Here is a 23,576-nt window from a genome sequence, read left to right on the forward strand (position 1 = left end):
GACTAGGGGGACGACGAGGATGGCATCGCGCCGAGACGAGCTCAACGCGTACACCTTCGCCCGCAAGCGGACGGTGGGTGCCTTCCTGCTGCCCGCCGGCGGCGGCAGCGACGAGGACGCGCCGCGTCCGGTGAAGGCGGTGCTGCCGAGCGTCCTGGCCGGGGTGGTGATCGTGGCCGGGTTCGGGGTCTGGGGGGTGTTCAAGCCCAGTGCCCCGGTGAAGTGGGACGACGGGAAGAACATCGTCCAGGGCAAGCAGTCGACCACCCGGTACGTGGTGCTGACCGACCCGGACGGCCGGACCAAGCGGCTGCACCAGGTGCTCAACATGTCCTCGGCGCGGCTGGTGCTGCCGGCGGGTGCCAAGGTCGTGGTGGTCGACGACGGGGTGCTCGACCGGTACCCCAACCACGGTCCGACCATCGGCATCCCGTACGCGCCGGACAAGCTGCCGACCACGGCCAACGCGAGCCAGTCGATGAAGTGGGCGGTCTGCGACCGGCCGGGCTCGGACGAGAAGCAGGAGACCGTCAACCAGGCGGTGTTCGTGGCGGCCGGCCAGGACGCGGCGGCGCTGGCCGCCAAGGACCGGATGCTCGGCCCGGACCAGCTGATGCTGGTGCAGCAGGCCGACGAGCAGCAGGTGTCCGCCGCCCCGGGGCCCGGCCAGCAGGCGGCCGCGGGCGCGAAGGTCTACCTGGTCGACGCGCAGGGCCGCAAGCACGAGATCGGCTCGCCGCAGTCGGACGACAAGGAGCGCAAGTCGCTGGTCACCGCGGTCTTCGGGCCCAACGCGGTGCCGCAGCGGGTGAAGCGGGACTGGCTGGAGACCCTGGTGAACGGCACGCCGGTCACCTTTCCGTCGGTCCAGGGCGCGGCCGACACCCCGAACCCCAACTCGAACGTGGCGCTGGGGAACACGGCCGACCGCCGGATCGGCCGGCTGGTGCACTACCAGGACCGCAACTACGTGGTCGGCAAGGACCAGCTCTACCTGGTCACGCCGTTCCAGGCGGAGTTGATCCGGCAGAACCCGGCGTTCCAGATGCTCTACAAGTACGACCAGGACAAGAAGCCGCGCAGCGACGACATGACCCCGCTGGACCACTCCTCGCTGCGCAGCGAGACCCCGCTGCCGGACACCGCGGCCGACTGGCCGCTGAAGGCCGGCGCGCCGGTGAACAACTGGCAGGACCGGCAGGACGCGCGGCTGGTCGTGTGCAGCACCTTCGACGGTGTCGCCGAGGACGGCCGGACGGCCAAGCGCAGTGTCTGGGCCGGGACCTCGTACCCCGCGCAGTACAACAACGGGGCCGGCGCCGCGTACGTGACCCCGGGTCACGGCCTGTTCTACCGGGCGCTGAACGGCTCCACCGCCGGTTCGGGCAGCGACTTCCTGATCACCGAGACCGGTCTGCGCTACGCCGTCCCGGCGAACGGCGACGGCGGACCGGGTGCCACTCCCGCGCCGGGGGCGACGTCCGGCGGCCCGAGCGGGGCCCCGAAGGCGCCGGCCCCGCAGTCGGGCAGCGCGAGCCCGGGGGCGCCGGACCAGCAGTCCGGCCAGCAGTCCGGCCAGCAGCCGGGTCAGCAGCAGGACGAAACCGGCGGAAACCAGGCGCGGTTGGGCTACCAGGGGGTGCAGCCGCTGCCCGTCCCGCACGAGTGGTCGGACCTGGTTCCGGCCGGCCCGCCGCTGACGGCGAAGGGCGCGGTGCAGCCGCAGAACGCCTGATCGGCCAAGCCCGGCAACGGAATTGGCCGCAGTGTCATGGTCTGGTAACTGCTCGGCACTCGATGTTGGGGTGAGTTGCGTGTGCCGACTACAGTGCTGCTGGACATCACAAGGGTGATGGGACGGTCGGGCCCTCCGGGGCCCTCCGTGCACGCAATGTTGTCTCATGGGGGATGGTGGAGCATGGGTCAGTTCACGATGACTGCTCAGGAGATGCTGGCTTTCGCCAATCAGATCGAGCAGGCGATCGGCAAGATCGAAGGGGAGCGGCTCAAGCTGATCAGCACGGTCTCGGGCATCACCGGCGGCTGGCAGGGGCAGGCGGCGACCGCCTACACGAACCTGCAGAACCGGGTGAACGGCGACATCGCGAAGCTCAAGGAGTCGCTGTCCGCGATCAAGCACGCGATCGAGCTGACCACCAAGCACTACTCGAGCACCGAGGAAGAGCAGAAGGCGATGTTCGCCGACTCCCAGGGCTGATCGCCGTACCCGAGCTGATCACCGGTCTGTTCCGAATCGCCGCTCGCCGGGGTGTCCGCCACTGACCGCGGGACGCCCGGCACCCTCGTCAAGGGAGACAACGTGTCCGACCACATCCTCGTCAACTTCGAGACCGTTCACAGCGCCGCCGAGGAGGTCAAGGCCTCGGCCGGCCGCATCGACCAGATGCTGAACGACCTGAAGAAGGACGTCACCCGCATCGCCCAGAGCTGGCAGGGCAAGGCCCAGGAGGGCTACAACGTCCAGCAGGCCAAGTGGGACTCGGCCGCCACCGACCTGCACTCGACCTGCATGCAGATCGCGTCCTCGCTGGAGAACGCCGCGCAGAGCTACCGCACCACCGAGGACAGCAACGCCAAGCTCTGGCAGGGCTGACCGGGCGTTCCCGAGCGGGAACGACAGGGGCGGGTACCCGGCTTCCGGGCACCCGCCCTTCGGCGCGCGGCACGGGCGGACGACATGAGGGGTGGCAGGGTGGCCGGACACGGGTACCGGAAGACGGCTGCGGCGCTGGCCGCGCTCGCGGTGCTGGGCGGCCCGCTCGCCGCCCCGGCGTACGCCGACGGCGGGCCCGGGCTGGCCGCCGCGGGCGACTGCCCCAAGAACGCGCCCGACGTGCAGACCGTGCCGTGGTCGCTGCAGCGCCTGCTGCTGGACGAGCTGTGGCAGGGCGGGCGCACCACGGGCAAGGGCGTGAAGGTCGCGGTCATCGACACCGGGGTCGACCGCAACAACCCGCAGCTGGGCGGTCAGGTCCCGGCCGTCGACCCCGAGCGGGACAAGACCGTCCTGCCGCCGGTGGACAAGGTCCAGGCGGGGTCCAACCTGCTGGTCAACCGGGAGACCAAGGAGCCGATCCAGGGCACCGCCGCCGAGGACCCGGTCGGCCACGGCACCAAGGTGGCCGGCATCATCGCGGCCCGCAAGAGCGACCGGACCGGCTTCGTCGGGCTGGCCCCCGACGCCCAGATCCTCTCGATCCGGCAGAACGACAGCGACGGCAACGGCGACGTCGCCACGCTGGTGAAGGCCATCCACGAGGCGGTCGCGGCCAAGGCCAAGGTCATCAACATCTCCCAGGACGTGCGCGGGGCGGGGGACGCCCGCTTCGGCGGCTACCAGGACCTGAAGACCGAGATCGACAACGCCGAGCTGGCCGGCGTGGTGGTGGTCGCCTCCACCGGCAACGACGGCAAGGAGGGCGACACCTATCCGGGTGCCTTCCCGACCGTGCTGGCCGTCGGCGCCTCCGACCGCAACAACGAGCGCGCCCCGTTCTCCCAGTACGGCTCCTTCGTGAAGGTCGCCGCGCCCGGTGTCGACATGCTGTCCACCGTGCCGGGGAGCGGCCAGTGCGTGGACAACGGCACCAGCTTCGCCGCCCCGTACGTCTCCGGGCTCGCCGCGCTGCTGGTGGACGCCCACCCGGGCTGGAAGCCGGCCCAGGTGCGGGCCTGGATCGAGCAGACCGCGCAGCGCACCGAGCGCGAGCCCAACCGTTTCACCGGCTGGGGCGTGGTGGACCCGGTCAAGGCCGTCACCAAGGCGCCCGAGGTCGCGCCGTTCGCCGCCGTCCCGGACGCCCCGGTGCAGCTCGCCTCCGCGCCGATCGTGCCGAGGCCGGTGGGCCTCGGCGAGACCCAGGCCGACCGGGACGGCCGCACCGCGACGTACGTCCTCGGCGTCGGCGCCCTGCTGGTCGCGCTGCTGATCGGCGGCGGCGTGGTCCTGCGCGACCGCCGGCGCGGCTCCGCCGACTGACCCGCCCCGCACCGGGACCCGCAAAGCCCCCCGCATCGGTCCCGAACCGGCCCCCATCGGCCCCTGACCGGTCCGTGAGCCGCGGGCCGCGGCCCCGACGCGCCGGAGAACTCCGGTCACGCCTGTAACACCGCGGCCCGCCCGCCGCATCGATGGAGTGTCAGGGCGGGCGGAGCACGGGGGGCAGCGCACATGGGGTGGATCGGGGCCGGCCGGGAGGCCAAGGATGCCGAGTTCCTGGAGTTCGTCGCGGGCCGCACCGGCCACCTGTACCGCTCGGCCTGCCTGCTCACCAGCGGCGACACCCACTACGCCGAGGACCTCGTCCAGGAGGCCCTCAGCCGGATGTACGTGCTCTGGCGGCGCAGCGCCTTCACCAACGGCCGGGAGCGGATAGCCAACCCGGCGGCCTACACCCACACCGTCATGGTGCGCGCCTTCCTCGCCCAGCAGCGCCGGCGCTCCAGCGGTGAGCGCCCGACCGACGCCCTGCCGGAGGCGCAGGGGCGGGACGCCGACAGCACCCTGCGGCTGACCCTGCTCGACGCGCTCGGCCGGATGCCGCCCAAGGACCGCGCGGTCCTGGTGCTGCGCTATTGGGAGGACCGCAGCGTCGAGGAGACCGCCGAGGTGATGCGGGTGTCCTCCGGTGCCGTCCGGACCCGCACCACCAGGGCGCTGGGCCGGCTGCGCGCCCTGCTCGGCGACTCGCTGGCCGAGCTCGCCGCCCACTGACGACCGCGTACGCCCACTGACGACCGTGTACGTCCACCGACGACCCGGTACGGCCGGTGACCGCCCCGTAGGGCCCACCGGCTGCTGCTCCCCCCGACCGACCGCTTCGCACCACCCGTGACGCAAGGAGACGGTGAACAACCATGTCCGAACCGGACAAGTTCGAGGACGATCTTCTCTATGCCCTCACCCGGACAGGTGAAGGCTTCCGCACCGGGCAGGCCGACCTGGTCGCGGGCGGCTACCTGCGGGGCCGGCGCCGCTGGCGCCGCCGCTCGACCGCCGCCGTGATGGGCGGCGCGGCCGCGCTGGCCCTGGTGGGCAGCGGCGTGTACCTGGCCGGCTCCCCGGCGGGGAAGGACGCGGGCAGCGTGGGCGCGGCCTCCGCCCCGGCGGCCGCCGCGGGCGGCTCCCAGGCGGCCACGCCGACGGGGGCGCCGTCCTCGGCCCCGGTCGTGATCACCGGTGACGAGGTGCTGGCGACCTTCCGGGCCATGCTGCCCAAGGGGTGGACCACCGATGCGAAGGGGCGGGGCACCGACGACGAGCAGTCGGGCGGGACCTTCGTCTCGGCGAGCCTGGTCTTCGACGACGGCCACGGCGGGTCGCTGATCCAGCTCGGCATCCAGAAGCACCGGCCGAAGCAGACGCAGGTGCCCGGCTGCCCGAAGGACTTCGGGCTCGCCCGGGTCGACTCCTGCACCGACACCACCCTGCCGGACGGCTCCCGGCTGCTGCTGGAGCAGGGGTACGAGTACTCGGACAGCCGGGCCGACACCAAGGACTGGCACGCCACGCTGACCGGCCCGGACGGCCGGAGCATCTCCGTGAACGAGTGGAACGCGCCGCAGGAGAAGGGCGCGCCGGACAGCCGCCCCGAGCCGCCGCTCACCCTCGACCAGCTGAAGGCGATCGTCACCGACAGGTCCTGGGACCGGATCGTGGCGGCGGTCGGGTACGACGGCGTCGACGACGACGCGGTCGACCCCGGCCTGCCGCTGGCGGACCGGGAGGCCGCCCTGACCGGGCTGCTGCCCCAGGGGGTGACGGTGACCGGGCGTTCCGGCACCGCGCTGGCGGCCACCTTCAAGCTGGCCCGCGACGGGGCCGCCGGCGCGCTGGTGCTGCGCGTGGAGAACTGGGCGGGCGACCGGAACACCAAGGGGAAGCGGGCCTTCGAGAACGCGAACACCCTCCCCGACGGCAGCCGGATCCTCTTCTCCGGCGACCTCGGGAGCAAGGAGACGCCGCTGACGGTGAACGTCCTGCGCCCGGACGGCACCGAGGTGATGGCCGTCGAGAAGCCGACCGGCACTCCGCTGCTCACCGCGGACCAGCTGAAGGCGATCGTCGCCGGCCCGGTCTGGAAGGCGCGCGGGTAGCACGGGCGACGGCGGTGATGCCACCGGTCCACAGCAGGGGTTCGGCGTCGAGCTTGGTCATCACGTAGAGCAGGACGGCGATCAGGACGATCGGGACGGCCGGCCACAGCGGCATCCGCCAGGCGGCGGCGTGCTTGTGGTGGGCGCGGCGGGAGAGCAGCGCGGCGATCGCGACCAGGAGGTACATCCCCGTGACGGCGACGCCGGTGATGTTGCTCAGCAGCTCGCCCTTGACGAAGCAGAGCGCCGCGCCGGGCAGGCCGACGGCCAGGGTGGCGATCCAGGGGGAGCCGAAGCGGCCGAGGGTGCCGAAGGCCTTGTTGACCGGCTCCGGCCAGGCCTTGTCGCGGGCGGAGGCGAACAGCACCCGGGAGTTCTGGATGACCATGACGATGCCGGCGTTGATGATGGCCAGGGCGACGCAGAGGCTGATGAAGGTGCCGACCGCGGAGTTGCTCCAGGCGGTGACCATGCCGGAGATGTCGCCGGAGGTGAGGGTCTGGAGGTCGGGGGCGCCGAGGGTGATGGCGACGACCGGGACGAGGATGACGGCGGAGGAGATGCCGAGCGTCCACAGCACGGTGCGGGAGACGTTGCGGCGGGGGTTCTCCAGTTCCTCGGAGAGGTAGACGGCGGTGGAGAAGCCCTGGGTGATGAACAGGGCGATGCCGAGCGCGCCGACGATGGCGCCCACGCTGACCGTGGCGGTGGTGCCGCCGTCCCCGGCGACCACGCCGTGCAGCAGGCTGGGGGCGTTGCCGTTGGCGTGGGCGAAGCCGAGCACCGAGACCACGCCGGCCGCGATCACCTCCAGCACCAGGAAGATGCCGGTGATCCAGGCGTTGGCGCGCAGGTCGAGCAGGCCGGCCAGGGTGGCGGCCAGCATCACGGCGGCGCCGGTCATGGCCTTGTCCAGGTGCAGGACGGGGGCCAGGTAGTCGGCGGTGCCGAGGGCGATGACCGAGGGGACGATCATCACCACGATCAGGGAGAGGACGAAGACCAGCCAGCCCATCAGGCGCCCGGCGAGGGTGCCGACCATGGCGTACTCGCCGCCGGCGCTGGGGATCAGGGTGCCGAGCTCGGAGTAACAGAACGCGACGGCGACGCAGAGCACGGTGCCGATCGCGATGGCCAGGGCGGTGGCGCTGCCGATGCTGGAGAACAGCTCGGGCACGATCACGAAGAGCGTCGAGGCCGGGGTGACGCAGGACAGCGTGAGCAGTGTCCCGCCCACCACGCCGATCGAGCGCTTGAGCTGCTGGGGCGCGGCCGGCTCGGCCGCCGTGGCGGCTACGGTCTGTGGCGGGCGAAGCGTGTCGGTCATGTGGCTTCCGATCGGCTCTGTGCGGTCCTGGAGTGGGAGCGGTATCGCCTCCGCTGGCTGGTTGGCTCGGGTCCTGGTCCAGTCGCTCCCGGGCCCAAGGGAACCTTGGGCGTATTGATTGCGTCAACGTCGGAACTGCTTCGGAATCCGTTGCGTCGACCGGCGCGGGCATGCGATCCGATGATCACGTTCGGTCATTGCGAGGTTTGTCCGACTTGTTACCTTGGCCACATCTCAATTGAATCGAAGGTAAACAAAGAGTTGAAGGCCGACATTCAAAGGAAACAATCCGGGTGGACGGCGAACGTCCAGGCGCCCCGGAAAGGCGCGGCAACTCCCCGGCGGGGTGCGGGAACCGCAGCACCCACCCGGAAAGATCTAGGTAACGTTTCGGAAGCTGGGATGCCGAAGGGGCCGGACTCACGGGAGTCCGACCCCTTCGATCACCATGCGTGACAATCGGCGCGGCTAGGCCACCGGCAGCCAGCCCGTCTGGACCATCTGCCCGTGGGTCGCCCGGCGTGACACGAACACCCCGCGGCCCGGCGGCAGCGCCTGCGGCCGGACCGTCCCCAGCAGCGCGCCCTCGTCCCGGCTGCCGGAGAGGATCACGCCTTGGCCGCCCAGCTCGCGGATCCGCTGCATCACCGGCTCGTAGAGCGAGCGCCCGGCGCCGCCCGCGCTGCGCGCCACGATCACCCGCAGGCCGATGTCCCGGGCGAACGGCAGGAACTCGGCCAGCGGCGCCAGCGGGTTGCCCGAGCTCGTCGCGACCAGCTCGTAGTCGTCGACGACCACGAACATGTCCTTGCCGCTGTACCAGCTCCGGTTGCGCAGCTGCTCGGCGGTCACGTCCGGGCCCGGCAGCCGGCGCGAGCAGGCCCCGCGCAGCATGTCCACCACGGCCGACATGGCCGGCTGCGCGGCCGCGTACTCGACCAGGTACTCCGGCGGCACCGCGCCCAGCAGCGCGCGCCGGTAGTCGCCGACCACGATGCCCGCCTGGTCCGGGGTGTACCGCTCGGTGATCTGCTTGATCAGCATCCGCAGCGTCGCCGACTTCCCCGACTCGGTGTCGCCGAAGACGATGAACAGCGGGTCGGTCTCGAAGTTGACGAAGACCGGTGCCAGCTCCGCCTCGTCCACCCCGAAGGCCACCCCGCGCTCCGGGTGTTCGAAGCCCTTCGGCAGCGAGTGCCCGTCCAGGACGGCCGGCAGCATCCGCACCTGCGGGGCGCGCGGCCCGGCCCAGGCCCCGGCGACGGCGGCGACCAGCCCGGCCACGCCGTCCTGGAGGTCGTCGACGGTGGAGGAGCCGTCCAGGCGCGGCAGGCCGGACAGGAAGTGCAGCCGCTCCGGAGTGATGCCGCGCCCGGCCTGCGGCGGGACGTTCTGCGCCACCCGGCGGTCCACCTCGGACTCCATCGCGTCGCCGAGCTTGAGCTCGGTGCGGTTCTGCAGCAGGTCCTTCAGCGCCGGCCGGACCTCCGCGTACCGGGCCGCGGTGATGAGCAGGTGGACGCCGTAGCCGAGGCCGCGCTGGGCGATGTCGCCGATCACCGGCTCCAGGCCCTCGAACTCCTGCTTGAAGGTGTTCCAGCCGTCGATCACCAGGAAGACGTCGCCGAAGGCCTCGTCGGGCAGCTGCCCGGCGGCCCGGCGGGCCCGGTAGGTGCCGATGGTGTCGATCCCGGCGACCCGGAACAGCTCCTCGCGCCGGTTCATCACCCCGTGCACCTCGGAGACCATCCGGCGCACCCGGTCCACGTCCAGGCGACCGGCCACCCCGCCGACGTGCGGCAGCCCGGCCAGCGACTGGAAGCTGCCCGCGCCGAAGTCCAGCAGGTAGAACTGCACCTCCAGCGGGGTGTGGGTGAGGCCGAAGGAGGCCACCGCGGTGCGCACCACGGTCGACTTGCCCGAGCGCGGACCGCCCACGACCAGGCCGTGGCCCGCCGCCCCCGCGTAGTCGACCTCCAGGATGTCCGTCTTCTGCTCGCGCGGCTTGTCCACGATGCCGATCGGCACTCGCAGCCGGCCCACCGGGTAGCCCGGCGCGGTCAGCCCGCGCTCCGGCACCTGCTGGAGCGGCGGCAGCAGGTGGTCCATGCTCGGCGCCTCGTCCAGCGGCGGCAGCCACACCTGGTGCGCGGCCGGGCCCTGGCCGGCCATCCGCTGGACGAACACGTCCAGCACGGTGTCCACCAGCGCGTCGTCCTGCTCCGGGACCGGCGGCGCCTCCTCCTCCACCGGCTCCGGCAGCTCCACGAAGGCCGCGGTGAACTCCACCGGGTGCGCGGCGCCGCGCCGCCCGCCGGTCGACCGCTGCTGCCCCGGTGCCCGGTACGGCCCCGAGACGTAGGCGGCCTTGAACCGGTCCATCACGTCCTCGCCGAACTTGAGGTAGCCGACCCCCGGCACCGGCGGCAGGTGGTAGGCGTCCGGCACCCCGATCGCCGCCCGCGACTCGGCCGCCGAGAAGGTGCGCAGACCGATCCGGTACGAGAGGTAGGTGTCCAGGCCGCGCAGCTTGCCCTCCTCCAGGCGCTGCGAGGCCAGCAGCAGGTGCACGCCCAGCGACCGGCCGATCCGGCCGATCTGGATGAACATCTCGATGAAGTCCGGCTTGGCGGTGAGCAGTTCGGAGAACTCGTCGATGATCAGCACCAGCGAGGGCAGCGGGTCCAGGGCCGCGCCGGCCGCCCGGGCCCGCTCGTACTCGTGGATGTTGGCGTAGTTGCCCGCCGAGCGCAGCAGCTCTTGGCGGCGGTGCAGCTCGCCCTCGATCGCGTCGCGCATGCGGTCGACCAGGGTGAGCTCGCCCTCCAGGTTGGTGATCACCGCGGAGGTGTGCGGCATGTCCGCCATGCCGGAGAAGGTCGCACCGCCCTTGAAGTCGGCGAGGACGAAGTTCAGGATCTCCGAGGAGTGCGTCATCGCCAGCGCCAGCACCAGGGTGCGCAGCAGCTCCGACTTGCCGGAACCGGTCGCGCCGACGCACAGGCCGTGCGGGCCCATGCCCTCCAGCGCGGCCTCCTTGATGTCCAGGTAGACGTGCTCGCCGTTGGCCCCGACCCCGATCGGCACCCGCATCCGCTCGTGCTGGGCGCGCTGGCGCCAGCTGCGGTTCACGTCGAAGGAGCCCGGGTCGCCCGAGCTCATCATGTCGGTGAAGTCCAGGTTGGACAGCAGCGGCTCGTCGTCCCCGCCGGCCGAGACCCGGTACGGCGCCAACTGCCGTGCCAGCGCCTCGGACTGCCACACCGAGAGCAGGTCCGGCTTGCCGGTGTACGTCGCCCCGGAGGCCGAACGCAGCACCAGCCGCTCGGAGTCGACCGTCACCATCAGGTGCCCGCTGGGCTCGTCCACCTCACCCGGGACCACCTCGATGACCGTCACGCCCTGCACGCCCTCCGGGCTCGCCAGCAGCGAGTCGTGCGGCACCCCGGCGCCGTCCATGACGACCACCAGGTGCGGCTGGTCCGCCGCCGGCGCGCTGTCCCGGACGAAGCGCTGGCGCCCGGCCAGCTCGTCCTGGAGCAGGTACTCCAGGTCGCCCAGGCCGGTGGCGAACAGCCGGCGCGAGCCCGCGCCGTCGGCGTCCTTGCGGTGCTGGTTGTGCGGGAGCCACTTGGTCCACTCCCACTCCTCGGCCGCGCCGGGCGCCGCCGCGACGGCCACCATCAGGTCGTCCGGCGAGTGCAGGGTGGTCAACTGGGCGAGCATCGCGCGCACGTTGCCGTACACCGAGTCCGGGTCCCCGCACACCGTGATGTGGTAGAAGGCCCGCAGCGACACCGCCAGCGGCAGGTCCTGAAGGGTGCCGTGCGCCTTCAGGAAGGAGTGCATCGCGGCCGCCGACAGCGGCTCCAGCTCGTCCATCGGCGCGGTCTGCGGCGCCACCAGCGGCGTGGACAGCTGCACCGGCCCGAGGCCCACCCGGATCTGCGCGAAGTCGCCGTCCCCGGTGCGCCGCTCCCACAGCCGCCGGCCGTCCTCGACGATCGACCACAGCTGGTCCGGCGCAGGGTTCAGGAACAGCAGCGCGCCGCGCTGGCGCTCCGCCGTGCGGCGCACCTGGCGGCGGGTCTGCTGCAGGTACTTCAGGTAGTCGCGCCGCTCGTCCGCCATCGCGGTGGAGCCGCCCTTGCGGGCCCGGACGATCTGCGCCAGCACCATGCCGACCGTCGAGGCGATCATCAGACCGCCCATGATCTTCATCGGGGCCTGTGCGCCAGGCGAGAAGAAGAACACCGCCGAACCGCCCATGCCGAGCATCGGCAGGATGCTCATCAGCCAGTCCTCGCCGCCCTGCCGGGGCAGCTCGGGCGGGCTCACCAGCTCCACCGGCTCGTCCGGCACGGTGGGCGGATAGGCCCTGGCCGGTCGCTTGACCGTGATCACACCCATGCGTCATCCACCCCGCGGCGTCGATCGATCACTTCGGCATCAGCCCTCACGCGACTGCGTGCGGTCCGTACGGGATTCCGGCGGCTGAGGACGCCCCACACAGCGCAGGCCCCCGTACCTTTGCGCAGGCGCCGATCCTAACGGTCGCCCCCGCACCGCCCGCCAGGGCCCGGTCACGAAGCGAGCGGGTAGGGTAACGCCGCGCCAACTCGCGGCCCGGTCGGGCCGGTTCCACAGCCACACACCGAGCGCCGCCGTGCCTCGGCACCGTCAACAAGGGGGAGCGCCACGTGCGTCGAAGGGTCGAGGTGCGGCTCATGAGCGAGCGAAGCGGGGCGGGAGCATGAGCAACGCTGCCGCGACCGGCTACTGCCGGGTGACGGTCGTCGCCCCGGACCGCCGGATCGACGTCGCCCTGCCCGAGGACGTCCCGCTCGCGGACGTCTACCCCGAGGTGCTGCGCCTGGCCAACCAGAGCCAGCCCGAGGGCACCCCCACCGGGTTCCACCTGGTCCGCCGCGACGGCACCGTCCTCGACAGCGGCCTGCCACTGGCCGCCCAGCAGGTCCGCGACGGGGACCTGCTCGCGCTGCGCCCCTTCGCCGAGTCGCTCCCGCCGGCCGTCTACGACGACGTCGCCGACGCCATCGCCAGCGCCGTCGAGGCCGACCGCCGGTTCTGGACCGCCGAGCTGATGCGCGGCTTCGGCCTGATCGGCGCCGGGGTGCTGCTCACCCTGCTGGGCTTCGCGCTCTGGTTCTCCGACCTGCGCCACGACATGCACGGCCTGCCCGGCGTCCTGGCCGGCGTCACCGCCGTGGTGCTCACCGCGCTGGCCGGCGTGCGCGCCCGGGTCTACCAGGACGCGCACGCCGCGCTGGCCCTCGGCCTCGGCGCCCTGCCGCACGCCCTGATCGGCGGCAGCGGCGTCATCGCCGTCGCCCACCCGGGGGACGGCCCCGGCCGGCTCCAGTTCCTGGTCGGCTGCGTGGCCGCCCTGGTGGTCGCCGTGCTGCTGAGCGGCCTGCTGCCGGAGAAGGACGCGGCCTTCGTCGCCGCGGCCCTGGTCGCCACCGCCGGCGCGCTCGCCACCTTCGCCGCCGTCCTGATGCCGGGGACCCCGGCCGGGCACATCGCCGCCGTCACCGGTGTCGCCGCCATCGCCGCGGTCGGCTTCCTGCCCGGGCTCTCGGCCCGCTTCGCCCGGCTGCCGGTCGGCTTCAGCGCCCCCGGCCAGACCCGCACCCGCAGCCGCGACTACGACGAGGAGGCCGAGCGCGCCGAGGCCGTCCAGTACGAGCGGATCGCCCACCAGGCCCGCCGCGGCCACGAGGTGCTGGTCGGCCTGGTCGGCGGCTGCGCCGCGGTCGTGGTCGGCGCCTGCGCCGTCCTCGGCTTCACCGACGAGACCTTCCCGGAACTGCTCGCGCTCGCCCTGGGCCTGGCCGCGATGCTGCGCGCCCGGCTGTTCCGCTACACCGCGCAGGTCCTCAGCCTGACCGTGGCCGGCCTGCTCGGCCTGTGCCTGCTGATCGTCGGGCTGTCCCTGCACACTCCGCAGTTCTTCCTGCGGGTGGCCGGCTCCACCACCGAACTCGACCTGCGCACCATCTGGCTGGCCGCCTCCGTCGCCTTCGGCGCGGCCCTGCTCGTGGCGATCGCCCTCGTGGTGCCGCGGCTCGGCGTCTCCCCGTTCTGGGGGCGCATCCTGGACCTGGTGGACAGCCTCACGCTGATCGCGCTCGTCCCGCTGGCGCTCGCCGTCCTGGACGTCTACCGGCTGGTCCGCGGCGCGACCGGCTGATCCGGCGCCCGCCCGCACCTCGTGCCGCCCGCCCGGGCCCCCGAACGGCCGGGCGGGCGGCACTGGTACGCTTGGCCTTCGATCGCAGCTGTGTGTCCGCCCCCCTCCGTGGGAGGCAGTGCGCCGGCCGCGGTCACGACACCGAGTTCTCGATGCGTCCTGTGCTGTCGACCAGGACCGCTCGGTAGACCCCGAAGGAGTTGCAGTGGCTCTCGCCTCTGACGTCAAGAAGCAGATCTTCGCCGAGTTCGGCCAGAAGGAGGGCGACACCGGTTCCCCCGAGGTCCAGGTGGCCATGCTCTCCCGTCGTATCTCGGACCTGACCGAGCACCTCAAGACCCACAAGCACGACCACCACTCGCGTCGTGGCCTGCTGATCCTGGTCGGCCAGCGCCGCCGCCTGCTGCAGTACCTGGCCAAGAAGGACATCGAGCGTTTCCGTACGCTCGTCGACCGCCTGGGCATCCGCCGCGGTGCCGCCGGTGGCGCCCGCTAAGACCGCCGCTCGGGGCGGCTCCCCACACCGGGGAGCCGCCCCTCGCGCGTATGCCGCGGCCGTCGGGCCGCGGCGCCCGCAGATAACAACTCGCGCGCACCTCCCCAGGTGGCCGAGGATTGCACCGTAGGGTTGTGGGCATGCCGGGTGATGGCGCACCAGCGCGCCACCCGGGCAGAAAGACCCCGACCCCCCGCGGGAACGAAGGCTTCAAACGGAAGCCGCCCGCATCCGAGAGAGCGTCCAGACGCGGACCGCCGCTCCCGGCCCGGCAGCCGTGAGGCGCCGGTCCTCGGTAGTGGCCCCCGGAATCCCCGCAGACCGAGCGGGGCAACGCCGGAGGCTTCGATCGAAGACCGGCCCGACTGCCGCCCTCCCTGGCAGGGAGGGCCCCCAGGGCCACCAGCAGGCAGGACGCGGGGACGCTCTCCCGGAGAACGTACGAAAGAGGAGATCTTCCAGGTGGAAGAGAACGTGTTCTACGCCGAGGCCGTGATCGACAACGGTTCCTTCGGCACCCGTACCATCCGCTTCGAGACCGGCCGTCTGGCCCGTCAGGCCGCCGGCTCCGCCGTGGCCTACCTGGACGACGACACCATGGTGCTGTCGGCCACCAGCGCGTCCAAGCAGCCGAAGGAGCACTTCGACTTCTTCCCGCTGACCGTGGACGTCGAGGAGCGGATGTACGCCGCGGGCCGTATCCCCGGCTCGTTCTTCCGTCGCGAGGGCCGGCCCTCCGAGGACGCGATCCTCACCTGCCGCCTGATCGACCGCCCGCTGCGCCCGTCCTTCGTCAAGGGCCTGCGCAACGAGGTCCAGGTCGTCGTCACCGTGATGGCGCTCAACCCCGACCACCTGTACGACGTGGTCGCGATCAACGCCGCCTCCGCCTCCACCCAGCTGGCGGGCCTGCCGTTCTCCGGCCCGATCGGCGGCGTCCGCGTCGCGCTGATCAACGGCCAGTGGGTCGCCTTCCCGACCCACTCCGAGCTGGAGTCGGCCGTCTTCGACATGGTCGTCGCCGGTCGCGTCCTGCCGGACGGCGACGTCGCGATCATGATGGTCGAGGCCGAGGCCACCGACAAGACCATCAAGCTCGTCGAGGGCGGCGCCGAGGCGCCGACCGAGGAGGTCGTGGCCTCCGGCCTCGACGCCGCGAAGCCGTTCATCAAGGTCCTCTGCGCCGCCCAGGCCCAGCTGGCCGCCCAGGCCGCCAAGCCGACCGGCGAGTTCCCGGTCTTCCTGGACTACCAGGACGACGTCCTCGCCGCGCTGAGCGCCGCCGTCAAGGACGAGCTCGCCCAGGCCCTGACCATCGCGGGCAAGCAGGAGCGCAACAACGAGCTGGACCGCGTCAAGGCGCTGGCCGCCGAGAAGCTGCTCCCCGAGTTCGAGGGTCGCGAGAAGGAGATCAGCGCCGCCTACAACGCGCTGACCAAGAAGGTCGTCCGCGAGCGCGTCATCACGGACAAGGTCCGCATCGACGGCCGCGGCGTCACCGACATCCGCACCCTGGCCGCCGAGGTCGAGGCCATCCCGCGGGTGCACGGCTCGGCCCTGTTCGAGCGTGGCGAGACCCAGATCCTGGGCGTCACCACCCTGAACATGCTCCGCATGGAGCAGCAGCTGGACACGCTCTCCCCGGAGACGCGTCGCCGCTACATGCACAACTACAACTTCCCGCCGTACTCGGTCGGCGAGACCGGCCGCGTGGGCTCGCCCAAGCGCCGCGAGATCGGCCACGGCGCGCTGGCCGAGCGGGCCATCCTGCCCGTGCTGCCCTCCCGCGAGGACTTCCCGTACGCCATCCGCCAGGTCTCCGAGGCGCTGAGCTCCAACGGCTCGACCTCGATGGGCTCGGTCTGCGCGTCGACCATGTCGCTGCTGAACGCCGGTGTGCCGCTGAAGGCCGCCGTCGCCGGCATCGCGATGGGCCTGATCTCGCAGGAGATCGACGGCGAGACCCACTACGTCACGCTGACCGACATCCTCGGCGCCGAGGACGCGTACGGCGACATGGACTTCAAGGTCGCCGGTACCCGCAACTTCATCACCGCCCTCCAGCTGGACACCAAGCTGAACGGCATCCCGGCGTCGGTGCTCGCCGCCGCGCTGAAGCAGGCCAAGGACGCCCGCCTGCACATCCTCGACGTGATGAACGAGGCCATCGACTCCCCGGACGAGATGTCCCCGAACGCGCCGCGCATCATCACCATCAAGATCCCGGTGGACAAGATCGGTGAGGTCATCGGCCCCAAGGGCAAGATGATCAACCAGATCCAGGAGGACACCGGCGCCGAGATCACGATCGAGGACGACGGCACCATCTACATCGGTGCCGCCGACGGTCCGGCCGCCGAGGCCGCCCGCACCACGATCAACCAGATCGCCAACCCGACCATGCCGGAGGTCGGCGAGCGCTACCTGGGCACCGTGGTGAAGACCACGACGTTCGGCGCGTTCGTGTCGCTGATGCCGGGCAAGGACGGCCTGCTGCACATCTCGCAGATCCGCAAGCTGGCCGGTGGCAAGCGCGTCGAGAACGTCGAGGACGTCCTCGGTGTCGGCGCCAAGGTCCAGGTCGAGATCGCCGAGATCGACCCGCGCGGCAAGCTCTCCCTGATCCCGGTCGTCGAGGGCGAAGAGGACGGCGAGGCCGCTTCCGAGTGAAGCGCCGCTAGCTGATCCCCGCGGCCCGTACGCCTCACGGCGTGCGGGCCGCACCCCGTTGTCCACGCTTTCGTCCGTACGTGCCTTTCCGCGTGCGTTTCCTCTGGAGGTACCCCCCGTGGCCCAGGCCCCGGCGGTAAAGCAGCGTCCCGGCACCACCCGGACCCTGCTCAAGGGCGTCGACGGCGCCGGCACGGTGCGCCGCACCGTCCTCCCCGGCGGCCTTCGGGTCGTCACCGAGACCCTGCCGACGGTGCGCTCCGCGACCTTCGGCATCTGGGTCGGCGTCGGCTCGCGGGACGAGACCCCGCAGCTCAACGGCGCCACCCACTACCTGGAGCACCTGCTCTTCAAGGGCACCGAGCGGCGCAGCGCGCTGGACATCTCGGCGGCCCTGGACGCGGTCGGCGGCGAGATGAACGCCTTCACCGCGAAGGAGAACACCTGCTACTACGCCCGGGTCCTGGACACCGACCTGCCGCTGGCCATCGACGTGGTCTGCGACATGCTCACCGGCTCGCTGATCCGCACCGAGGACGTGGAGGCCGAGCGCGGCGTCATCCTCGAGGAGATGGCGATGGCCGAGGACGACCCGGGCGACGTGGTGCACGACCTGTTCGCCAAGGTGATCTACGGCAGCGGCCCGCTCGGCCGCCCGATCCTCGGCACCCAGGAGACCATCCGGACGCTCACCCGGGACCAGGTCGCCGGCTTCTACCACCGCCGCTACCGGCCCGAGAACCTGGTCGTCGCGGCGGCGGGCAACCTCGACCACCGCAAGGTCGTCAAGCAGGTCGAGGAGGCCTTCGCCGCGGTGCTGGCCCGCTCCACGGCGGCTCCGGCCGAGGCCCGTCGCGGGGTCAAGGCACTGCGCACGGCCGGCCGGGTCGAGGTGCTCAACCGGTCCACCGAGCAGGCCCACCTGGTCCTCGGCGTGCCCGGGGTGCCGCGGCACGACGAGCGCCGCTGGGCGATGGGCGTGCTCAACGCGGCCCTCGGCGGCGGCATGAGCTCCCGGCTGTTCCAGGAGGTCCGGGAGAAGCGCGGCCTGGCGTACTCGGTCTACTCGTACTCCTCGTCCTACGCGGACAGCGGCCTGTTCGGCATCTACGCCGGCTGCCAGCCCAAGCGGGTCGAGGAGGTGCTGCGGATCTGCCGCGAGGAGCTGGCCAAGGTGGTCGCCGACGGCATCACCGAGGAGGAGCTGCGGCGCGCGATCGGCCAGATCTCCGGCTCCACCGTGCTCGGCATGGAGGACACCGGCTCGCTGATGAACCGGATCGGCAAGGCCGAGCTCAGCTACGGGCACCACCTGTCGGTGGACGAGATGCTGGAGCGGATCGCGTCGGTGACCCTGGAGGACGTCCACGAGGTCGCCCGTGATGTGCTGGGCGCGTACCGGCCGTCGCTCGCGCTGATCGGCCCGATCAACGACAAGCGGGCCGCCAAGCTCGCCGATCTGCTGGTGTGAGAGGACATTTCGCCATGACGCTGCGTGTCGCCGTGATCGGCGCCAAGGGCCGCATCGGTTCCGAGGCGGTCAAGGCCGTCGAGGCCGCGCCGGACCTCGAACTGGTCGCCGCCCTCGGGCGCGGGTCGAAGCTGGAGGAGCTGACCGAGGCCGGGGCGCAGGTGGCCGTCGAGCTGACCCACCCGGACTCGGTGATGGGCAACCTCGACCACTGCCTGCACCACGGCATCCACGTGGTCACCGGCACCACCGGCTGGACGGACGAGCGGCTCGCCACCGTCCGGGGCTGGCTGGACGGGGCGCCGGAGCTCGGCCTGCTGATCGCGCCGAACTTCTCCATCGGGGCGATCCTCGGCATGAAGTTCTCCCAGGTCGCCGCCCGGTACTTCGAGTCGGTCGAGGTGGTCGAGCTGCACCACGACCGCAAGGCCGACGCCCCCAGCGGCACGGCCACCCGCACCGCGCAGCTGATCGCGGCGGCCCGGGCCGAGGCCGGCCGCCCGGCGCAGCAGGACCCGACGACCCACAGCCTGCCCGGCGCGCGCGGCGCCGACGTGGACGGCGTGCCGGTGCACTCCGTCCGGCTGCGCGGGCTGCTCGCCCACCAGCAGGTGATGTTCGGCGACACCGGCGAGACGCTCACCATCCGGCACGACTCGCTGCACCACAGCAGCTTCATGCCGGGCATCCTGCTGGGCGTGCGCGGGGTCGTCGGGACGCCGGGGCTGACCCTCGGCCTCGAACACTTCCTGGACCTGTGACCGTGGCGATCCCCGGAGGCGCGCGATGACCTCCCGTACCGGCTTCTTCGTCCTGTCCGGCGTGCTGCTGCTGGTCGCCCTGCTCTGCGTGGGGGAGGGCGTCCAGCTGATCGCCACCGGCAAGCCGCTCGGCATCGGCATCGGCCTCTGCGCCTTCGTCATCCCGCTGATCGGCGTCTGGTTCCTGCGTCAGACCGTCCGCTTCGGGCGGGACAGCGAGCGGCTCGCCCGGGAGCTGGAGGCCGAGGGCGGCCTTCCGGTGGACGAGTTGAGGCGCACCACCGGCGGGCGGATCGACCGGGCCTCGGCCGACGAGGTCTTCGCCCGCCGCCAGGGCGAGGCGGAGGCCGCCCCGGCCGACTGGCGGGTCTGGTTCAGGCTCGCCGTGGCCTACGCCGACGCCGGCGACACCCCGCGCGCCCGCAAGACCATGCAGCACGCCATCAAGCTGCACAGCACCGAACCCGCAAGGAGCAACGCGTGAGCGACGAACCGACGGCCCCCGCCTTTCGCGGCGACGTGACGGTGGAGCTGGTCCGCAGCGCCGCCGCCGACTCGGACGTGATCTGGGCGGCCCGCGTCTCGACCGCGGGGGAGCAGTCCCTGGAGGCGCTCTCGCAGGACCCGGAGAAGTCCAAGGGCCTGATCAACTTCCTGATGCGCGACCGGCACGGCACGCCCTTCGAGCACAACTCGATGACCTTCTTCATCAGCGCGCCGATCTTCGTGTTCCGGGAGTTCCACCGGCACCGCAGCGGCTGGTCGTACAACGAGGAGTCCGGCCGCTACCGCGAGCTGCAGCCGGTCTTCTACGTCCCGGCCGAGGACCGCAAGCTGGTCCAGCAGGGCCGTCCGGGCAAGTACGAGTTCAGCGACGGCACGTCCGAGCAGTACCGGACCACCACCGAGGCGATGGAGGCGGCGTACCGCGAGTCCTACGCCCGCTACCAGGAGATGCTGGCGGCCGGGGTGGCCCGCGAGGTCGCCCGTGCGGTGCTGCCGGTTGGCCTGTTCTCCTCGATGTACGCGACCTGCAACTCGCGTTCGCTGATGCACTTCCTGTCGCTGCGGACCAAGCGGGAGAACTCGGCGGTGCCGTCCTTCCCGCAGCGCGAGATCGAGATGGTCGCCGAGCAGATGGAGCAGCAGTGGGCCGAGCTGATGCCGCTCACCCATGCGGCCTTCGAGAAGCACGGCCGGGTCGCTCCCTGACCTGGGACGACAGGCATACGGGCAGAGTGTCTGGCATGTCTGGATTGCGGCTTTTCTAGCCGCTCCTTACATTCGTGAACACGGATCCCGGTGCTGCCCGAACCCCCGAGCGGGCAGCACCGGGATCCCATCCCCCCGCCTGTTTCCACCGCTCCACGCGGCTGCCCCTGTCCGAACACTGGACCGGTGTGGATACCGCCCCACCGCCTACGAGTAGCTTTGGACGCATGGCTCCGACCTCCACCCCCCAGACGCCGTTCGGCCGGGTCCTGACCGCGATGGTCACCCCGTTCACCGCCGACGCCGGACTCGACCTCGACGGCGCCCAGCGCCTCGCCACGCACCTCGTCGACTCCGGGAACGACGGCCTCGTCGTCAACGGCACCACCGGTGAGTCCCCGACCACCAGCGACGCCGAGAAGGCCCGGCTGGTCCGGGCCGTGGTGGAGGCGGTCGGGGACCGCGCCCACGTGGTCGCCGGCGTCGGCACCAATGACACCCACCACAGCATCGAGCTGGCCCGGCAGGCGGAGGCCGCCGGGGCGCACGGCCTGCTGGCCGTCACGCCGTACTACAGCAAGCCCCCGCAGGAGGGCCTGTACCGGCACACCGTCGCCCTCGCGGACGCGACCGGGCTGCCGGTCATGCTCTACGACATCCCGGGCCGCAGCGGGGTCGCCCTGAGCCACGAGACGCTGGTCCGCCTCGGCGAGCACCCGCGGATCGTCGCCAACAAGGACGCCAAGGGCGACCTCGGCGCCGCGGCCTGGGCCATCGCCCGTTCCGACCTCGCCTGGTACTCCGGTGACGACGTCCTCAACCTGCCGCTGCTGTCCGTCGGCGCCGTCGGCGTGGTCAGCGTCGTCGGGCACGTCGTGGCCGGCGAGCTGCGGACGATGATCGAGGCCTACCTGGCCGGCGATGTGGTCAAGGCCACCAGCGTCCACCAGCGCCTGCTGCCGGTGTTCAGCGGTATGTTCCGGACGCAGGGAGTGATCCTCACCAAGGCCGCCCTGGAGCTCCAGGGCCTGCCGGCCGGCCCGCTGCGGCTGCCGCTGGTCGGCGCGACGCCGGAGGAGATCGCGAAATTGAGGCAGGATCTCGCCGCCGGCGGGGTACACCTGTAGCAGACACAGACGTGCGCGTCCCGGCTCGCCGGACCCCAGGGTCCGCCGCTGGACCGGATCGAAGGCGCGAAAGCACAGACCCAGTAGGAAAACGACACTGAGTACGCACGCCATATGTCTCCAGGGGGAGGACCCCGGGCATATGGCGTGCGTCGTGAGGAGAGTCTTTTGAGCCACCCGCACCCCGAACTCGGCGCGCCCCCGGCACTGAAGGAGGGCGCCCTCCGCATCACTCCGCTCGGCGGCCTCGGCGAGATCGGCCGCAACATGACGGTCCTCGAATACGGGGACCGCATCCTGATCATCGACTGCGGCGTCCTCTTCCCCGAGGACGAGCAGCCCGGCGTGGACCTGATCCTCCCGGACTTCACCTACATCCGGGACCGCCTCGACAAGGTCGACGGCATCGTCCTCACCCACGGGCACGAGGACCACATCGGCGCCGTCCCGTTCCTCCTCCGGGAGAACCCGGACATCCCGCTGATCGGTTCGAAGCTGACCCTCGCGCTGATCGAGGCCAAGCTCGCCGAGCACCGCATCCGGCCGTACGTGCTGGAGGTCAAGGAGGGCGAGCGCGAGCGCATCGGCCCCTTCGACTGCGAGTTCATCGCGGTCAACCACTCCATCCCGGACGCGCTCGCCGTGGCGGTCCGCACCCCCGCCGGCATGGTCGTGGCCACCGGTGACTTCAAGATGGACCAGCTGCCGCTCGACGGCCGGCTGACCGACCTGCCGACCTTCGCCAAGCTGGCGGAGGAGGGCATGGACCTGCTGCTGGTGGACTCCACCAACGCCGAGGTCCCCGGCTTCATCCCGCACGAGCGGGACATCTCCGCGGCGCTGCGAAACGTTTTCGCGAACGCCGACAAGCGCATCATCGTCGCCTCCTTCGCCAGCCACGTGCACCGCATCCAGCAGGTCCTGGACGCCGCGCACGAGTACAAGCGCAAGGTCGCCTTCGTCGGCCGCTCGATGGTCCGCAACATGGGCATCGCCCGTGACCTCGGCTACCTGAAGGTCCCCGGCAACATGGTCGTGGACGTCAAGCAGCTGGACGACCTGCCGGACAAGGAGGTCGTGCTGATCTGTACCGGTTCGCAGGGCGAGCCGATGGCGGCGCTGTCCCGGATGGCGAACCGCGACCACCAGATCCGCATCGTCGAGGGCGACACCGTCGTCCTGGCGTCCTCGCTGATCCCGGGCAACGAGAACGCGGTCTACCGCGTGATCAACGGCCTGACCCGCTGGGGCGCCAAGGTCGTGCACAAGGGCAACGCCAAGGTGCACGTCTCCGGCCACGCCTCGGCCGGCGAACTGCTCTACTTCTTCAACATCTGCAAGCCGCGCAACCTGATGCCGGTCCACGGCGAGTGGCGCCACCTGCGGGCGGCCGCCGAGCTGGGCGTCGCCACCGGCGTGCCGCGCAACCGGGTGGTCATCGCCGAGGACGGCGTCTGCGTCGACCTGGAGGGCGGCGTCGCCCGGATCGTCGGCAAGGTGCAGGCCGGGTACGTCTACGTGGACGGCTCCTCGGTCGGCGACATCACCGAAGCCTCGCTCAAGGACCGCAGGATCCTCGGCGAGGAGGGCTTCATCTCGGTCTTCGTCGCGGTCGACTCGGCCAACGGCAAGATCATCGGTGGCCCGACCATCCAGGCCCGAGGCTCCGGCATCGACGACAACGCGTTCGTCCCGGTCGTCGCCAAGCTCCAGGAGGCCCTGGACCGCTCGGCGAGCGACGGCGTGCTGGAGCCCCGCCAGGTGCAGCAGCTGGTCCGCCGGACCATCGGCAAGTGGGTGGCGGACAACTACCGTCGCCGGCCGATGATCCTGCCGGTCGTCGTCGAGGTCTGACGCTCGTTCGTCCCCGGCTGAGGCCGGTTTGACGTGGGGCAGCCCGGTGCGTAATGTTCTCCGGGTTGCCCCACGGGACGGCCCCTCGGTAACGGGCTCGAATTCGAATTCGAGAACGACCGGGGAAAACGGCCCGAGAAACTCTGATAGAGTCCGGGAGCGCCGAAAGGCAAAAGCCGATTGGATGAATGAAACTCCGGAAAACGGAGCGGAAAACATCTGATAAGCTTGAAACACGAAAGAACGAAAGCCCGGAGGGTCCGCTGGAAGGCGGTCCGAAGGAAGCGTCCGTTCCTTGAGAACTCAACAGCGTGCCAAAAGTCAACG

General features: G+C 71.5%; 17 protein-coding genes. 15 read left to right on the top strand and 2 right to left on the bottom strand.

The window, feature by feature from the left end; genetic code table 11:
- Nucleotides 1-19 precede the first annotated feature (19 nt).
- The 6 genes from eccB to ACFQ6N_RS24535 all read left to right on the top strand — a co-directional run bounded on the left by eccB (nt 20) and on the right by ACFQ6N_RS24535 (nt 6,117).
- Entirely contained in the window at nt 20-1,735 is a 1,716-nt protein-coding gene (gene eccB, locus ACFQ6N_RS24510) for a type VII secretion protein EccB (protein WP_380652792.1), read from the top strand.
- 183 nt (nt 1,736-1,918) lie between these two features.
- Nucleotides 1,919-2,218, top strand: coding sequence for a WXG100 family type VII secretion target (locus ACFQ6N_RS24515; RefSeq protein WP_380652795.1), 300 nt, complete (start codon nt 1,919-1,921; stop codon nt 2,216-2,218).
- 102 nt (nt 2,219-2,320) lie between these two features.
- Complete coding sequence (locus ACFQ6N_RS24520) at nt 2,321-2,614, top strand: WXG100 family type VII secretion target (protein WP_380652798.1); 294 nt, start codon at nt 2,321-2,323, stop codon at nt 2,612-2,614.
- Between the two features lie 84 nt (nt 2,615-2,698).
- Nucleotides 2,699-4,000 (top strand): S8 family serine peptidase, encoded by a 1,302-nt coding sequence (locus tag ACFQ6N_RS24525; protein ID WP_380652801.1) that lies wholly within the window; start codon nt 2,699-2,701, stop codon nt 3,998-4,000.
- 192 nt (nt 4,001-4,192) lie between these two features.
- A complete protein-coding gene (locus ACFQ6N_RS24530) occupies nt 4,193-4,735 on the top strand; it encodes a SigE family RNA polymerase sigma factor (RefSeq protein WP_380652803.1) in 543 nt (180 codons plus the stop codon).
- A gap of 143 nt (nt 4,736-4,878) precedes the next feature.
- Nucleotides 4,879-6,117 (top strand): hypothetical protein, encoded by a 1,239-nt coding sequence (locus ACFQ6N_RS24535; protein ID WP_380652806.1) that lies wholly within the window; start codon nt 4,879-4,881, stop codon nt 6,115-6,117.
- On the opposite strand, the gene ACFQ6N_RS24540 is transcribed toward ACFQ6N_RS24535, so the two are convergent.
- Nucleotides 6,059-7,444 (bottom strand): APC family permease, encoded by a 1,386-nt coding sequence (locus ACFQ6N_RS24540; RefSeq protein WP_380652808.1) that lies wholly within the window; start codon nt 7,442-7,444, stop codon nt 6,059-6,061. The genes ACFQ6N_RS24535 and ACFQ6N_RS24540 overlap by 59 nt on opposite strands.
- Nucleotides 7,445-7,912: 468 nt before the next feature.
- Entirely contained in the window at nt 7,913-11,854 is a 3,942-nt protein-coding gene (gene eccCa, locus ACFQ6N_RS24545) for a type VII secretion protein EccCa (protein ID WP_380652810.1), read from the bottom strand.
- A 343-nt stretch (nt 11,855-12,197) separates the two neighbouring features.
- On the opposite strand from eccCa, the gene eccD reads away from it, so the two are divergent.
- The 9 genes from eccD to ACFQ6N_RS24590 all read left to right on the top strand — a co-directional run bounded on the left by eccD (nt 12,198) and on the right by ACFQ6N_RS24590 (nt 23,249).
- Nucleotides 12,198-13,658, top strand: a complete 1,461-nt coding sequence (eccD, locus tag ACFQ6N_RS24550) for a type VII secretion integral membrane protein EccD (RefSeq protein WP_380652813.1) — start codon at nt 12,198-12,200, stop codon at nt 13,656-13,658.
- A 205-nt stretch (nt 13,659-13,863) separates the two neighbouring features.
- Complete coding sequence (rpsO, locus tag ACFQ6N_RS24555) at nt 13,864-14,154, top strand: 30S ribosomal protein S15 (protein WP_031072625.1); 291 nt, start codon at nt 13,864-13,866, stop codon at nt 14,152-14,154.
- A gap of 462 nt (nt 14,155-14,616) precedes the next feature.
- Nucleotides 14,617-16,824, top strand: coding sequence for a polyribonucleotide nucleotidyltransferase (locus ACFQ6N_RS24560; RefSeq protein ID WP_380652816.1), 2,208 nt, complete (start codon nt 14,617-14,619; stop codon nt 16,822-16,824).
- Nucleotides 16,825-16,942: 118 nt separating this feature from the next.
- Complete coding sequence (locus ACFQ6N_RS24565; protein WP_380652820.1) at nt 16,943-18,295, top strand: M16 family metallopeptidase; 1,353 nt, start codon at nt 16,943-16,945, stop codon at nt 18,293-18,295.
- A gap of 14 nt (nt 18,296-18,309) precedes the next feature.
- Nucleotides 18,310-19,056 carry a 4-hydroxy-tetrahydrodipicolinate reductase gene (gene dapB / locus ACFQ6N_RS24570; protein ID WP_380652822.1) on the top strand — a complete coding sequence of 249 codons (747 nt, stop codon included), beginning with the start codon at nt 18,310-18,312 and terminating at the stop codon, nt 19,054-19,056.
- Between the two features lie 25 nt (nt 19,057-19,081).
- On the top strand, nt 19,082-19,540 hold the full coding sequence (locus ACFQ6N_RS24575; protein WP_380652824.1) for a hypothetical protein: 459 nt from the start codon (nt 19,082-19,084) through the stop codon (nt 19,538-19,540).
- The gene (thyX, locus tag ACFQ6N_RS24580; protein ID WP_380652827.1) at nt 19,537-20,268 is read left to right on the top strand and encodes an FAD-dependent thymidylate synthase; all 732 of its coding nucleotides are present in this window, start codon (nt 19,537-19,539) and stop codon (nt 20,266-20,268) included. Before ACFQ6N_RS24575 ends, thyX begins: the two co-directional genes overlap by 4 nt.
- Nucleotides 20,269-20,495: 227 nt before the next feature.
- Nucleotides 20,496-21,395 (top strand): 4-hydroxy-tetrahydrodipicolinate synthase, encoded by a 900-nt coding sequence (gene dapA, locus ACFQ6N_RS24585; protein ID WP_380652830.1) that lies wholly within the window; start codon nt 20,496-20,498, stop codon nt 21,393-21,395.
- 168 nt (nt 21,396-21,563) lie between these two features.
- Complete coding sequence (locus tag ACFQ6N_RS24590) at nt 21,564-23,249, top strand: ribonuclease J (RefSeq protein ID WP_380652832.1); 1,686 nt, start codon at nt 21,564-21,566, stop codon at nt 23,247-23,249.
- Nucleotides 23,250-23,576 lie beyond the last annotated feature (327 nt).

This window comes from Kitasatospora sp. NPDC056446, assembly GCF_042796115.1.
GTDB lineage: Bacteria > Actinomycetota > Actinomycetes > Streptomycetales > Streptomycetaceae > Kitasatospora.

Coding starts and splice junctions, on each gene's coding strand:
- eccB (WP_380652792.1), top strand. CDS start 20: ATGGCATCGCGCCGAGACGAGCTCAACGCGTACACCTTCGCCCGCAAG.
- ACFQ6N_RS24515 (WP_380652795.1), top strand. CDS start 1,919: ATGGGTCAGTTCACGATGACTGCTCAGGAGATGCTGGCTTTCGCCAAT.
- ACFQ6N_RS24525 (WP_380652801.1), top strand. CDS start 2,699: ATGAGGGGTGGCAGGGTGGCCGGACACGGGTACCGGAAGACGGCTGCG.
- ACFQ6N_RS24530 (WP_380652803.1), top strand. CDS start 4,193: ATGGGGTGGATCGGGGCCGGCCGGGAGGCCAAGGATGCCGAGTTCCTG.
- ACFQ6N_RS24535 (WP_380652806.1), top strand. CDS start 4,879: ATGTCCGAACCGGACAAGTTCGAGGACGATCTTCTCTATGCCCTCACC.
- ACFQ6N_RS24540 (WP_380652808.1), bottom strand. CDS start 7,444: ATGACCGACACGCTTCGCCCGCCACAGACCGTAGCCGCCACGGCGGCC.
- eccCa (WP_380652810.1), bottom strand. CDS start 11,854: ATGGGTGTGATCACGGTCAAGCGACCGGCCAGGGCCTATCCGCCCACC.
- eccD (WP_380652813.1), top strand. CDS start 12,198: ATGAGCAACGCTGCCGCGACCGGCTACTGCCGGGTGACGGTCGTCGCC.
- dapB (WP_380652822.1), top strand. CDS start 18,310: ATGACGCTGCGTGTCGCCGTGATCGGCGCCAAGGGCCGCATCGGTTCC.
- ACFQ6N_RS24575 (WP_380652824.1), top strand. CDS start 19,082: ATGACCTCCCGTACCGGCTTCTTCGTCCTGTCCGGCGTGCTGCTGCTG.
- dapA (WP_380652830.1), top strand. CDS start 20,496: ATGGCTCCGACCTCCACCCCCCAGACGCCGTTCGGCCGGGTCCTGACC.